15 protein-coding genes are annotated in these 13,393 nt (G+C 66.5%); 11 read left to right on the top strand and 4 right to left on the bottom strand.

Going from position 1 to position 13,393, the window contains the following annotated elements; all coding sequences use genetic code 11:
- Positions 1-217 precede the first annotated feature (217 nt).
- From ABZT49_RS15505 to ABZT49_RS15475, 7 genes are all read left to right on the top strand, one after another.
- Positions 218-1,120, top strand: coding sequence for a LysR family transcriptional regulator (locus ABZT49_RS15505; RefSeq protein ID WP_093571000.1), 903 nt, complete (start codon positions 218-220; stop codon positions 1,118-1,120).
- Between the two features lie 845 nt (positions 1,121-1,965).
- Complete coding sequence (locus ABZT49_RS15500; protein ID WP_355286904.1) at positions 1,966-3,165, top strand: IS256 family transposase; 1,200 nt, start codon at positions 1,966-1,968, stop codon at positions 3,163-3,165.
- A gap of 156 nt (positions 3,166-3,321) precedes the next feature.
- The gene (gene tnpA, locus ABZT49_RS15495; RefSeq protein WP_355286903.1) at positions 3,322-3,789 is read left to right on the top strand and encodes an IS66-like element accessory protein TnpA; all 468 of its coding nucleotides are present in this window, start codon (positions 3,322-3,324) and stop codon (positions 3,787-3,789) included.
- A complete protein-coding gene (gene tnpB, locus ABZT49_RS15490; protein ID WP_093570998.1) occupies positions 3,737-3,856 on the top strand; it encodes an IS66 family insertion sequence element accessory protein TnpB in 120 nt (39 codons plus the stop codon). The genes tnpA and tnpB overlap by 53 nt, the downstream gene beginning before the upstream one ends.
- A 110-nt stretch (positions 3,857-3,966) precedes the next feature.
- Positions 3,967-5,322 (top strand): cation:proton antiporter, encoded by a 1,356-nt coding sequence (locus tag ABZT49_RS15485; RefSeq protein WP_355286902.1) that lies wholly within the window; start codon positions 3,967-3,969, stop codon positions 5,320-5,322.
- 233 nt (positions 5,323-5,555) lie between these two features.
- The gene (locus tag ABZT49_RS15480; RefSeq protein WP_355286901.1) at positions 5,556-6,155 is read left to right on the top strand and encodes a phasin family protein; all 600 of its coding nucleotides are present in this window, start codon (positions 5,556-5,558) and stop codon (positions 6,153-6,155) included.
- A 467-nt stretch (positions 6,156-6,622) separates the two neighbouring features.
- On the top strand, positions 6,623-6,889 hold the full coding sequence (locus ABZT49_RS15475; RefSeq protein ID WP_093570996.1) for a hypothetical protein: 267 nt from the start codon (positions 6,623-6,625) through the stop codon (positions 6,887-6,889).
- Between the two features lie 289 nt (positions 6,890-7,178).
- On the opposite strand, the gene ABZT49_RS15470 is transcribed toward ABZT49_RS15475, so the two are convergent.
- The 3 genes from ABZT49_RS15470 to ABZT49_RS15460 all read right to left on the bottom strand — a co-directional run bounded on the left by ABZT49_RS15470 (position 7,179) and on the right by ABZT49_RS15460 (position 8,836).
- Complete coding sequence (locus tag ABZT49_RS15470) at positions 7,179-7,562, bottom strand: hypothetical protein (protein ID WP_093570995.1); 384 nt, start codon at positions 7,560-7,562, stop codon at positions 7,179-7,181.
- Between the two features lie 201 nt (positions 7,563-7,763).
- Positions 7,764-8,006, bottom strand: a complete 243-nt coding sequence (locus ABZT49_RS15465) for a hypothetical protein (protein WP_093570994.1) — start codon at positions 8,004-8,006, stop codon at positions 7,764-7,766.
- On the bottom strand, positions 8,003-8,836 hold the full coding sequence (locus ABZT49_RS15460; protein ID WP_236988108.1) for a Crp/Fnr family transcriptional regulator: 834 nt from the start codon (positions 8,834-8,836) through the stop codon (positions 8,003-8,005). The genes ABZT49_RS15465 and ABZT49_RS15460 overlap by 4 nt, the downstream gene beginning before the upstream one ends.
- A gap of 228 nt (positions 8,837-9,064) precedes the next feature.
- Here ABZT49_RS15460 and ABZT49_RS15455 point away from each other — a divergent pair, with 228 nt between their 5' ends.
- Positions 9,065-9,400: a hypothetical protein gene (locus ABZT49_RS15455; protein ID WP_093570993.1), complete on the top strand. Its 336-nt coding sequence runs from the start codon at positions 9,065-9,067 to the stop codon at positions 9,398-9,400.
- Positions 9,401-9,698: 298 nt separating this feature from the next.
- On the opposite strand, the gene ABZT49_RS15450 is transcribed toward ABZT49_RS15455, so the two are convergent.
- Positions 9,699-9,983: a hypothetical protein gene (locus ABZT49_RS15450; RefSeq protein WP_093570992.1), complete on the bottom strand. Its 285-nt coding sequence runs from the start codon at positions 9,981-9,983 to the stop codon at positions 9,699-9,701.
- A 1,217-nt stretch (positions 9,984-11,200) separates the two neighbouring features.
- On the opposite strand from ABZT49_RS15450, the gene ABZT49_RS15445 reads away from it, so the two are divergent.
- The 3 genes from ABZT49_RS15445 (at position 11,201) to ABZT49_RS15435 (ending at position 13,240) form a co-directional block, all read left to right on the top strand.
- The gene (locus ABZT49_RS15445) at positions 11,201-11,458 is read left to right on the top strand and encodes a GlsB/YeaQ/YmgE family stress response membrane protein (RefSeq protein ID WP_093570991.1); all 258 of its coding nucleotides are present in this window, start codon (positions 11,201-11,203) and stop codon (positions 11,456-11,458) included.
- A 38-nt stretch (positions 11,459-11,496) separates the two neighbouring features.
- On the top strand, positions 11,497-12,471 hold the full coding sequence (locus ABZT49_RS15440; protein WP_093570990.1) for a PhnA-like protein: 975 nt from the start codon (positions 11,497-11,499) through the stop codon (positions 12,469-12,471).
- A gap of 406 nt (positions 12,472-12,877) precedes the next feature.
- Entirely contained in the window at positions 12,878-13,240 is a 363-nt protein-coding gene (locus ABZT49_RS15435) for a CsbD family protein (RefSeq protein ID WP_177303221.1), read from the top strand.
- The last annotated feature ends 153 nt before the right edge of the window (positions 13,241-13,393 follow it).

The raw sequence follows: 13,393 nt of genomic DNA, 5'->3' as shown, positions 1-13,393 counted from the left end.
ATCGCGCCCGCAGCGGTCGCGTCGCAGCCCCACCGGCCCGCGCCGAAGGTCATGGTGCCGAGGGCGAGCGGACTCACCGCCAAGCCCGAGCGTCCCACGGTCCGATACTGCGTCAGGTCCATCGTCGCGCCTCTCTGTTGAAGCGCGAGAGGTAATCCGCGACCGGCGCCGCGATTAGCCGCTATACTCGGCAAGGGCTTATGAGCATGGCTCAGGAATGCGACGCGGCACACTCGACGATTTGGCGGCCTTCGCGGCGGTGGCGCGCCATCGCAGCTTCACCCGGGCGGCGGCCGAGATGGGACTGTCGGCCTCCGCCCTCAGCCACACCGTGCGGGCACTGGAGGAGCGATACGGTGTGCGGCTTCTCGCCCGCACCACGCGCAGCGTCGCCCCGACCCCTGCCGGCGAGCGGCTGCTGCGCTCCGTCGCCCCCGCCCTCGATGAGGTTGCCCGGGGCCTCGACGCGCTGGCCGACTGGCGGGGCGAGCCGTCGGGCAGCTTGCGCCTGACGACGTTCCCCTACGCCGCCCGGACCATCCTCCAACCGAGGCTGCCCCGCTTCCTCATCGACCACCCGGCCGTCTCGGTGGAGGTGATCGTTGACGACCGGCTGACCGACATCGTGGCGGCGGGGTTCGACGCCGGCATCCGGTTCGGCGAAACGGTCGAGCGGGACATGGTCGCGGTGCGCGTCGGGCCCGACCTGCGCACGGTTGTGGTCGGGACCCCGGACTACTTCGCGCGCCACCCGCGACCGGACACGCCGGCCGACTTGGAGGTGCATCGCTGCGTGAACTACCGCCTGGTCGGCAGAGGTGGCTTGCTGCCGTGGGAGTTCGCCCGCGACAGCCGGGAGGTTCGGGTCCGCGCCAGCGGGCAGTTGATCGTGAACGACGGGAACCTCGCGGCGGCCGCCGTCAGGGCCGCGGCCGGGCTCGGCTACATGCTGGAGGACGAGTTCGCCGACGACATCGCGGCCGGCCGGCTGGTTCAGGTACTCGATTCTTGGTGCCCACCGTTCCCTGGCTGCCACCTCTACTACCCGGACCGGCAAGTTAGCCCGGCGATGCGAAGCCTGATCGAGGTCCTTCGCTGGAGAGACGGGGCGACCCGATAAGGCCGCCTCGCCTGGCGGGCACTCAGGCGCCGCGCCATACGCGAGCGACCTCCGCCGAGAAATGGCGGTATGTCTCGGCGACGGCGGTACACGCGCGATGAGAGCCCATGGGTGCTCGACGGAACTTCACGCGACTGAAGGACCGAATGGGCTTGTCCGACTTGAACGGTCGTGCGGGCACCAAGAACCTCGCACGTCCTTCGGATGAGCGCTACGAGGTCGCTAATGTGCCCGTACCTGCTGATGTCGTGACCGCCCCGGGGAGGTCCGCTTCTCCGCTCGGAGCAGACGTCTCATCAGGCCAGCCGCCAGGTCTGCATAGGGTCACTGTCTACCGGACCCCCTCATCGTCATCGGCCCCCTCCCCTGCCCTGGCAGGTATCCAGCCGCCACCCACAAGGCCATGACGATGTTGCGGCGAAGCAGGGGCATGGATCCTGCGCAGTTCTTCGGCGGCGTCGACCGAACCACCCGCATGATGTCGGAGGCCACACCTCGGTCCGTTCGGCTCTGCGCCACATGCCGACATCAATCTCGCGAACTTCGAAGGTCTGGTTCGATCTCGAGAACGGACATAGGCGCGGTGACTGCGGACTAGTGCGGATTTCATTGAGCGATGTTTGCTTGACCCCATTTAGGTCGCTCATGCGGCAACTTGGCAGTCGCGATTGAAGGCGCCGCAGGTCGTGTCCCTTGGAGTGGTGTAGCTGAACGGAAGCGGGAGAGCCCGCCTGCGCGCCCTCCACAGCGCTGTAGCAGGCGGGATCTCTCGCGGGGGTGGCCATCGGCGGTGACGGGTTAGGATCGGGTTGTGAGCCACCAACCCCGAACCCGGGAGACCCCCGATGACCGATGCCGTTATGAGCCTGCGGGCGCTGGCTGAGAAGAGTGCGGACGCGGACGTGCTGCGCGAGATGATCGGCTTTGCCGCGCAGCGCCTGATGGAACTGGAGGTGGGCGGCCTGACCGGCGCGGCCCACGGCGAGAAGACCCCGGAGCGACTGGCGCAGCGCAACGGGTACCGTGACCGGGACTGGCAGACGCGGGCCGGCACGGTCGAGCTGCGCATCCCGAAGTTGAGGAAGGGCAGCTACTTTCCGAGCTTCCTGGAACCGCGCCGGATGACCGAGAAGGCACTCACGGCGGTGATCCAGGAGGCCTACATCCAGGGCATCTCGACCCGCGCGGTCGACGATCTGGTCCAGGCCTTGGGCGGGACGGGCATCTCCAAGAGCCAGGTCAGCCGGCTGTGCCAGGAGATCGACGAGCGGGTGAACGCCTTCCTGGAGAGGCCGATCGAGGGCGAGTGGCCCTATCTCTGGATCGATGCGACCTACGTGAAGGTGCGCCAGAACCACCGTATCGTCTCGGTCGCCGTCATCGTGGCCGTGGGCGTCAACACGGATGGGCGGCGCGAGGTGTTGGGGCTCGACATCGGTCCGTCCGAGGCCGAGACCTTCTGGACCGAGTTCCTGCGCAAGTTGGCCCGGCGCGGCCTGCGCGGGGTCAAGCTGGTGATCTCCGACGCGCACGAGGGCATCAAGGCCTCGGTCGCCAAGGTGATGACAGCCTCCTGGCAGAGATGCCGGGTGCACTTCATGCGCAACGTCCTGGCCCATGCCGGCCGCTCGGGCCGGCGCGTCGTCTCGGCCTTCATCGCCACCGCCTTCGCCCAGGAGGACGCCGAAGCGGCCCGCCAGCAATGGCGGCGGGTGGCCGATCAACTCCGGCCCAAGGTCCCGAAGTTGGCAGCCCTCATGGACACGGCCGAGACCGACGTCCTGGCCTCCATGGGCTTCCCTGCCGCCCATCGTGCCAAGCTGCACTCGACCAACCCGTTGGAGCGCCTCAACGGCGAGATCAAGCGCCGCACCGAGGTCGTCGGCATCTTCCCCGACGAGCCCTCGATCCGCCGGCTCGTCGGCGCGATCCTGCTGGAGCAAAACGACGAGTGGGCCGTGCAGCGTTGCCGATACATGACCCTGGAAAGCATCGCCCCAATCGGCGATGATCCACTCGTCAGCCTGCCAAACCTCGCAGTCTGACCAGTCCGGCCCGGCCGGTCATCGTGGTGGACCACACCCAGCTACACCACGCCCTGGGACACGATCGGCGCCGCATATCCAGAATTTAGCGATAGCCTTCAAGGTAAGCTCTCGGTGGCGGCTGCCTTGTGCCTGTAGTAACTTTCTTTTGATACAATGTCTGACGTCAGATGGCGTTGTATCGGCCTTGTCTCTGGACCTATGAATAACTCTCCTCGTGTCGTTGTCGCGGGCACGTGCCAAGTCTGGTCGCCCGAGCAGAAGCGCGCCATCCTGGCTGAGGCGGACGATCCGGGCACGACCGCCTCGGAGGTAGACCGCCGGCACGGTCTGCACTCCAGCTTGCTGTTCCGATGGCGGCGCGTCGTGCTGGCCGAGCACCGGACCTCGGCTGCGGCTGCCCCATCGAACTACATCCCGCTCGCCCTGCCACCTCCAGCTACGGCGACAGCCGACGTGCCGGCCGGGTCGGGTCTGGTCGAGATCGAGTTGGCCGGCGGGCATCGGGTGCGGGCCGCAACCGGGGCGGACCTGACGCTCCTCAGGGCGCGATCGCCGCGCTGCTCGGTCGATGATCCCCGTCCCGTCCGGCTCGGGCGTCTGGCTGGCCACCGGGCACACTGACATGCGCAAGGGCTTCGACGGACTGGCCGCCCTCGTTCAGGACCATCTGGCGCGCGATCCCTTCTAGGGCCAGGCCTTGTTCCGCGGCCGGCAGGGCCACCTGATCACCGATGCTCTCAAAGTCGCAGAGACGACGCGACCAGGAACGAGGCGACAGAGGACGTCGTTCGGCTACCAATGGACATCTACATCGTCGTCGTCGCCGGGTTCGGCGTCATGGTGCTGCTGACGGCGTGGCTGCCGATGGTGCTGCGCCGGTTGCCTCTCTCGCTCCCCATCTGCTGTGTCGGCATCGGTGCCGCCCTGTCGGCCGTTCCGACGCTCTACGACCTGACGCCCCATCCGAGCCTGCACCTCAAGCTCATCGAGCACGCCACCGAGGCCGTGGTGGTCATCTCGCTGATGGGCGCCGGCCTGAAGATCGACCGCATGATCGGCTGGAAGCGCTGGGCCGTGACATGGCGCCTGCTCGCGGTCGGCATGCCTCTCACCATCCTGGCGCTCGCTCTCCTGGGATCGGCCCTGCTCGGGCTCGGAGGCGCCGCGGCCCTGCTCCTCGCCTCGTCGCTGGCCCCGACCGATCCGGTGCTCGCCTCGGACGTTCAGGTGGGTCACCCTGCCGAAGAGCACGAGGACGAGCCGCGCTTCGCACTGACCTCCGAGGCGGGCCTCAACGACGGGCTTGCCTTTCCGTTCGTGAACCTCGCCATCGCCATGGCGGGAACCGGAGGCCTCGCCGGCCTGTCCTGGTCGCATTGGCTGGCGGTCGACGTGGTGTGGAAGATCGTCGTCGGCTTCGTGCTCGGCGCAGTCATCGGCCGGGGGCTCGGCTGGCTGACCTTCCATCTTCCGAACGTCTCGAAGCTGTCCCGCACCGGCGACGGCTTCGTGGCGCTCGGCATCACCTGCATCGCCTATGGCGGCGTCCAGGCAGTCGACGGCTACGGCTTCATCGGCGTGTTCGCCGCCGCCCTCGCCCTTCGTGCCTCGAACCGGGGGCACGACTACCACCGCACGATGCACGACTATGCCGAGGAACTTGAGCGCATCCTGATGATGGTGCTGCTGGTCGGGTTCGGCGCCGTCCTCGTCGGCGGGGGGCTCCTGCACGCCCTGACCTGGCCGGCCGTCGCGTTCGCCCTGCTGGCGCTCCTGGTCGTCCGTCCGCTGAGCGGCTGGATCAGCCTGCTGGGCAGCGCCCGACGCAGCGAGGAGCGGGCGGTCGTCAGCTTCTTCGGAATCCGCGGGCTGGGCACGGTCTACTACCTGTCCTTCGCCATCGGCCATGCCCCGTTCGAGCAAACGGACCTGCTCTGGGCGACGGCCGGCCTGACGATGCTGATCTCCATCCTGATGCACGGCATCATGGTCACCCCGGTCCTGCTCGCCCTCGACCGGAAGATGGGACGCACGGCCGGGCTCCCCTCCCAGGCCGATCCCGCCGCTTCCAGGCCGGCGCAGGCCGATCGATCGAAGGTTTTCGTGACGAATGAGACGGACCAGGACCATCAGCTCCGGAATCGTCGCGGCTGATACGAGATTGTGCAACGCAACCATGCACTTACATCTAAACTATGGATCTTGATGCTTTTTACGGACGAAAACGGTAGTTTAATTATGATGCGCCGCACTTGAAGCTGGCCAATTCGCACCGATATGGATGCAGTGCAGCAAAAAACCATCGAAGTTCGCAGCCCCCAGCCGATGCGCCGGGCGGGTGCGGTGGTTCTTCCGGTGCACCTCCACGAAACAACGAGGAAATTCCCATGGGCATCAATCAGAGCGCCACGTCGAACAAGCACGCTGAGCAGACCGACAAGCTCACCGACGCCGTCAAGGCAAGCATGAGCAAGACCAGCGAGCAGGGCACTCAATTCACCGAGGCGGCTCGTGACGGCATGAGCAAGATAGCCGATCTCGGCGCAAAAGCGTCCGACGATGCCAAGCACATCGTGCAGAAGAACGTCGACACCGCATCCCAGCAGGCCCGGGAGGCTGCCGATCGGTTCACGCGCGTCCTCGGCTTCACCGGGCAGGACAGCGAGCGCCTTGCCCGTCAGTCCCAGCAGAACATCGAGGCGGTCACGCGTTGCGGCACGGTCCTGACCCAGGCGGTGCAGGATGCGTCCCGCAACTGGTTCGAACTGGGCCAGAAGCAGTGGCAGCGCAACATCGACGGCTTGACCCGTCTGACGCGCGCGTCGTCGGTGCAGGATTTCACGGCGATCCAGAGCGAGCTGGTCCGCGAGGGGTTGCAGCACATGGTGCAGGACAGCCGGGTCATCGCCGAGGGCTCGGTCCGGGCGATCGAGGAGGCCGGTAAGGCGTTCTCCGGCCTGGACCAGACCCCTTCGGCCGTCCGCTGAGAGGTGCCGGAGCCCGGGCGAGACGCCCCGGGATCCTGCCGATCCAGCGAAGGGCCGCCTGACGGCGGCCCTTCTTTTGACACAGCAGCCCACGCCGGGCGGTGCGGAGTTCGCCCTGGGAGGACGCCCACTCCTTCGCTCTTCGGCGTCGTGATGCGCGCTGTCGCCGGCCAGGCCGTCACTCAAGCTTCGCCTCACCGGGGTCGAGACGGTTCAGTAAGTCGGCATCTTGGGCAGTCGCCATGAGGATATTTTTGGTTTGATCTCGCATATTTTTGCCAAAGTCTCGATTTTAGCAAAAATTCCTCGTCATTTCAGTTCTATTTCCGCCCATTCTGGCTTTGTTGCGATATTGTGAATGCGCATAGACACATAACAGCATAGACATTTTCTGTAAGATAGTCTTACCGACGTGGACGACAGCTCACTGGATCGTCCGCGCTTTGGACCAAGGAACATCACAAGACATGAAAATCACTATCGCTTCATTCGCCGTGGCGCTCGTCCTCGGCATTGCCTCGCTCTCATCCGCCATGGCGTTCGAGTCGAGCTCTCCCTCGGACCCATTCTGGAGCGACGACGTCGAGACGACGGGTTCGATCGGCGGCCGTGCCAATACCAGCGTGCCCTTCTACGGCGCCTGCCCGATGAGCTCGGCTTCGGAGGGCAACGCCAACCAGCAGAACTTCCCGGTCAAGCAGTATGGTCAGACCTCTGGCGGATATCGCTGTTGATCGGGTCGGATGGAATCCAGGCCATGCTCTTGCGGGCCGTCTCCTACGCGATGATCGGGGTACTGGTCGGAGGACTCGCCATGACGGTCGCCGGTACCACCGGTGCCCTGTTGGGCCTGTAACGACGGCAGGGAGGGGCCGCCCGATGGGGCGGCCTTCTCATGATCCGGCGGAGGAGAGCCGATCCGGCAAAGTTCGGCTGGCGATCGACGTCGAGGAGATGGACCCCTCCACCGAAACGGCCGTGCCGCTGGGAGCGCTGCTCCCTCTCCGTAGGCAAACGGGCAGTTCACAGCCTCTCAAGGGTCTCACGAGTCCGCTCCAGGCTCGCCCAGATCCGCGGCGAGCGTCGCTCCAGATCTGCAAGACCCGTCCCGATTCCTGCTGCCGGCCAGACGACGATGCCGCCGGACCGGAGGTGATCGGCGAGTCGGCGACACGGGGTTTCAGCAGCCCTGCGGAACGTCTCAATATCAGCGTCCGTGAAGTAGGCGGCCGGGTCCATGGCCGGCAACGGCTTGGTCGCGATGCCGACGGCGTTCGGTTCGCCACGCATCTCTGCCGCCTGGCCGCCCAGGCTCTTGCCGATCAGCGTGTCGCCGAACACCCAGAGCGTGTCGGGCTCATCTCGGAGCATCTGGCGGGTGATCTGGTGCTCCCGGCGGATCGGCATGCGCTACTTCCCGTGTTTCCGTTCTGCCATGCCTCGGGGCCGAGGCTCGCGCGACATCGGGCCGAGACGGCCGAGTGTCCGGCGCGAGGCAGAGCCATGTCGCTCGAGGACAGCGAAACCCGTGCGCGGCCTGGCATTTCTCACGGATAGCGCACGCCTTTTTCCGGCGTGTCGCCCGAAGCGCGAGGGCCGGCGACCGGCTCATTGCCCGTCGAGGCGATGCTGGATCCACGCCTGCGCTTCATCAAGATCGGCGAAGGTGGGCTGGCCCTGGTCATCCACCCGGCCGAAGCCCGCCTCGAGAAACCACCTTCCCTCATCCACCCCGTGATCCTCGGAGAGGCGGACCAGCACAGCGACCAGGAAGCCGTCGCCGAAGACGAGCCGGCTCTCTGCGTCGCGGCTGCCCGTTGCGATCGGGACAGGCTGAAAGAGGAGGCTCATGCTGCCAGTCGGTCTACATGGAGGTACAAGGGGTCAAACTCGCCGATCTTGGCGAGTTCCGGCCAGTTTGAAATATTGAGCCAGCCATTCCTAAGCGCGAGCAAATTTTCCTCGCGCAACTGGCGTAAAACACGATTGACGTGCACGTTCGACAGACCGAGCGCGTCGGCGATGTCGACTTGCATGACGGGCAGCCTGTAGCGATGATTCTCGGCCAGCCCGACGGCCTCGAGTTTGACATACATCTCGCAAAACAGGTGCGCGACCGCCTGGTATGCCGACCGACGGCCCATCCCGACCATCCACTCTCGGAAGATGGCACCGTCGACCAAGGTATCACGCCAGAGCGTCGCCGCGATGCCGGGATACCCGGTCGTCAGGTCGCGAATCGCCTCGTGGGGGACGAACGCCAGCGTGACGGGCGTCAAGGCGCACAGGCTGTGGTCCATGACACGCAGGTGCAAGCTCTGCAGGTCGGGAATGTCGCCCGGAACATGGAACGAGAAGATCTGGCGCCTGCCCTCGGCTAACAACTGGTAGCGGCTCGCCCAGCCATCCAGAATCAGGCAGCACTGCATGGGACGGTCGTGCTCGCATACGATATCATGCCCGCCAGGCAACGGCCTGATCGTCATGGGCAGGCGCATGACGGCGCGGCGCTCTTCGTCGGAGAGGCGCGCAATGCTGCCCAGCTTGCGAACGAGCATGTCTGCCGGGTGGCTCGATGTGGGGACCAAGGCGGCCCTCCCTTCACTTTGCAGGTGGAAGCGCACACCTCTCCCAGCCATCAGCACCTGTAAGAAACAACCGATGACGAGCTTGGAATACAACACAAATTAATCAACAAATACAACATACCACCGTTTTCTTCGATTTTTTCCGGATAATATCTGGTCAGGGTTGCAGCGTAAGGCCGCCTCTCCGAGCGCGAAAGACGATCCCTGCGTGAGATCGTTCAAGCGAGGTCTGTTGCACAGACCGGACGTCACCTGCACCCGCCCCCCTCGGTCTCGCGCGCGCAAGGAGTGCATCCGTTGGCATCGAAGGAGAAGCACCGAATGTCGGATGAGCCGAGACGCGTCTGGGTGATCGAAGGCCGGAGCGGCGTCGAGATCTTTTTCAGGAGCACGATCGGCTTCGAGCTCGCGACGGAGGTCGACATCATTGCGATGCTTCAGCGCCTGGCTTGCCGGCACCTGGCGCCCCACGAGGTCCTGAACGCGTCCCTGCGGGACAACGATCGGTCCTACAACTCCCTGCTCGCCATCAGCAAGGACACCGGCGAGGGCCGCGATCTGCTCACGACTCAGCTCGATCCGCACTACACGGCGCGGTCGGAAACCGATCGGGACCTGCCGGACCTCGACGAGGCTCGCCCCCTTCCGCGCGGATGAGGCCGAGGACCGAGGCACGGTCGGCGGCGCCCCTCGCGGGTGGGTTCGACCGCCGCCGGATTCATCGGTGGTGCCGGTCCCCGGACTGGAGCGAGGATACGGCCGGCGGACAGCCAGCGCCTGTGCGGCGAGCCCCGCCGCGCGAGCGCCGATCAACCCGTGGGGACGCCCCCCGCCCGCGGCCCCGGACACGATCCTTGCGAATGCCGCCGCCGTCGCCGCTATCGGCCGACAGTGACATGCCGGCCACCGGTCGATGTCGCGGAATAGCCGCCCCACCCCTCGGTCGAGACGGGTGTCACGGATTGCCGCTGCGCGACGCGGGTTGCGGGTAGGCCGGGTTGCCGGCGGGCACGCCAGTGGAAGTCGCCGACGTCGCTGCGTTCGACGGCCCGCTCGCCGAACCCGTGCCCTGCTGTCGCGATGCGGTCTGGCTCACGTCTGTCGGCGCATTCGCGCCTTGCCAGGTCAGCAGGGCGACGAACGAGACCAAGGCCAAGCCGAAGCTGGCGATCAAGACATAGAGCACGGGCTTGCCAGGCTTGCCTTGGCGGCTGTCCTGGCCCGATGTGTTTTCCGTCATGTGCATGCTCCGCTAGCGATTTTGCGAGTCGTATGAACGACAACTTGCCGAATATCAGGATGGTTCAGCCACGTGACATTGAAATAATTCGCACCTATAAGGGGATTGTGCGAAAATATCATTTGAATGTCATAGAATTTATTATCGCGAGGCCTGCGCGGAGCCGCTGCCCGGAGAATCGCCCGATCATGGTGCGATCGGACGTAGCTCTGGAATCCTTTGATCCGGCCCCCCTTCCGCTGCGGCCCCGGCGGGGATAGGGCTTGATCGTGACGCTCGGCCATGCCGGATCTCCGTTGAAGGTTGATCGATTCCTGGATGCGCTAGGGGCGGCGGACGGGCACCACACACCGGGTCGAATCGCCGACGAGCCTGCGGGCTTCGGTGTCGGCGCTCCCGGATATCGGCCGTTCCGCCGGCGCCAACACCCCGCGAGACGGCATGCGCCCATGCCCGGCAACGCTCGGATACTTATGTCGCTCCCTTAATCGCAGGAGGGGGTATTATCGAAAATCCGACCTGGACACCATTGAATAGCGCCGATTTATATTATTTCATCATATGATCGGGTGCGTCTTTCTCGGGTATGCCAATATCGAGGCGTCGGACATGTGAAGAAACATGGTCGGTGCGACTGCTCCGCCGAGGGGTCGACGGGGCCGCCCGACGCGGCCCGGTACGAGGAGTGGGGATCGTCACGCCGTACGGATGCGTGCCTTGCGGGATCCCGTCCCTGGTTTCGACGGCCGGCGGCCCGTGACGGACCGGTCGGTGTTTCCATCCGCGTGGCGACGTGTTTTTCGGTCCTGGCGACGATCTCTTCCGTGCCGATCATCATCCAACGATGATTGTCTCGAATAAGACATACATATGTTATTTGTATATTTCGGCCCGTCCGCCGACTTATCTTCAATAAATCGCTAAAATATTTGGAACTTATGCTACGAACAGATATTTAATAATCGTACCCTCTGCGAAGGTATGAATGGCGATGGCGGCGGGGCCGATCCATCCGATGCCGTAGGCATCCGCCGCCCGATCATGCGGTGCCCTGCAAGCAGGCCATCGGCCTGACGGTCGGCAAGGCCGAAGCCACGGCCGCATTCGACACCCGTCATGTCCACGCGCCCGATGCGGACCTCGCCATCGGATGCGTTCCATCGCCCGTCGCGCGTTCGCGCCGGGACCCGCCGCCTGCCGCAAGCTGGAGCCAACCCATGTCTTTCCTCGCCTGGATCATCCTCGGCCTGATCGCCGGATTCATCGGCAGCAGGATCGTCAACAGCACCGGCCAGGGGCTGATCGTCGACATCGCACTCGGAATCGTGGGCGCCGTCGTCGGCGGCTTCCTGTTCCATCAGTTCGGCGAGCCCGGCGTCTCGGGACTCAACCTCTACAGCCTGCTCGTCGCCACCGTTGGAGCGGTGGTCGTGCTGTGGCTCTACCACGCCCTCGTGGGCCGCCGGGTCGTCTGATCCGCCGCCCGTCCCATCCCGACATCCAGGAATCCCCAATGCCCACCATCAGCGAAGCCACGCCCGTCGCCCCGGGCCGCCAGCCCGGCCTCGATCCGGCCCCATCCCAGACGAATGCCGTCGCGCCGGCCGAGGAGGTGCGCACGATGATGCTGAACTCGGTCTCGTGGAGCGCAGTCTTCGCGGGCGCCACGGTCGGGCTCATCGCCCAGGTTATCCTGAACATGCTCGGCCTCGGCATCGGCCTCTCGACGGTCGATCCCCTGGGCGACGGCACCCCGGCGGCGAGTTCGCTCGGCATCGGCGCCGGCCTCTGGTTCGTCCTCTCCGGGATCCTCGCCGCGGGGGCTGGCGGATACTTCGCCGGCCGGCTCTCGGGCAAGCCGTCGCCCGCCATGGCAGGTCATCACGGCCTGCTCGCCTGGGCAGTCTCGACCCTCGTCGTCCTGTACATGCTGTCGTCGGCAGCCAGCGGCATCGTCAGTGGCGCCCTCGGCACGGCCACCTCGGCCATCGGCGGGGTCGGCAACGCGATGAGCGGATCGGTCTCGACCCTGGCGCAGGCGGCGGCGCCGTCCCTGAGCAAGGTCACGGACCCGTTCTCAGGGATCGAGGCCGGAATCCGGGGCGGATCCGGGTCCGATCCGGCCGCGCTGAAGGACACCGCGGTGACCGCCATGCGCGCCGCCGTCTCGGGCGACGGAGCCCAGCAGGCCGCCGCGCAGGACAAGGCCGCCCAGGCCCTGGCGAAGGCCCAGAACATCCCCGTCGAGCAGGCCCGGAGCCAGGTCGCCCAATACGTGCAGCAGTTCAAGGAGACCCTCGCCTCGGCCAAGGAGCAGTCGAAGGAGGTTGCCGACGCCGCTGCCCGTCGGGTGTCCCAGGGAGCCCTCTCCGGGGCGCTGGCCCTGATCTTCGGTGCGCTCGCCGCCTTCTTCGCCGGTCGCAGCGCGGCCGTCGCGCCGGTCGTCACCCGCATCTCCTCCCACGCACCGGCGCCGCGCCGCGTGTGACGTCCTTGCGGGCCGCGCCTGCGAGCCCCGCATCACTCCGGGCCTCCTCGGCTCTCCTCCCGTGAAAGGCCGGTGCCGTGATCCAGCTTCTCGTCCTGTTCGCGATCGCAGCATCGGCCATGTCCTCCCGCCACGCGGGCGGCGGAAGATCGGTCCCGTGAGGCGCTGCGGCCGTTCCGGCAACGGCCGCAGCGAAGCCCGCGACGCGCCGCCGGGCATGACGGAGCGGGCCGAGGCGTCGGACGACCGTCCGGAAACCCGGCGGTTGGGGTCGACCGACGACGACCCCACCAACCCGACGACCGGCCGACCCGGACGGGCCTTCATGCGGGTGGCACGGCGGACGGGCGGACCAGCCGGTTCCGCCCGGCGGCGGCCCCCGACCCGGCGACGACAGGAGAACGAGATGGACGAGAACCGCATCGCCGGCGCCGCCAGGGAGTTCGGCGGCAAGGTCCAGGGCGCGGCCGGCACCGTAGCCGGGAACGACGAGACCAGGGCGGAGGGCAAGCGGGACGAGGTCGGAGGCGCCACCGAGACCCGCGTCGGGCAGGCAAGCGACACCGTGCGCGACGTGGCGGGCGAGGCCGGCGACCTCGCCGACCGGGCGATCGACACGGGTCGCGACGTCCTTCCGGAGGCCGGAGCCGCCCCCCGACGGGGCGGCGACACGCTCACCCAGTATGCCAAGGAATTTCCGCTCGCGTTCGCCGCGATGGCCGGTGCCCTCGGCTACCTCCTCGCCGTGGCGATCCGCAGACGCCGCTGATGGGAACGCCACGGACGAACTCCGATCGGGCTTTTTCGCCCCTGCATCGCCCACCGCCGGACCCACGACGGCGTCGGAGGATGGCGCGAAGCGGCGGCGCTCCTGCCCGGTCCCAAGCCGCTTCCGGGCAAGGATCGCCCCGGGATCCGACCC

The sequence above is a fragment of the Methylobacterium sp. EM32 genome (assembly GCF_040593685.1).
Taxonomy (GTDB): Bacteria; Pseudomonadota; Alphaproteobacteria; order Rhizobiales; family Beijerinckiaceae; genus Methylobacterium.
This window is presented reverse-complemented; position numbering and strand designations above follow the sequence as displayed.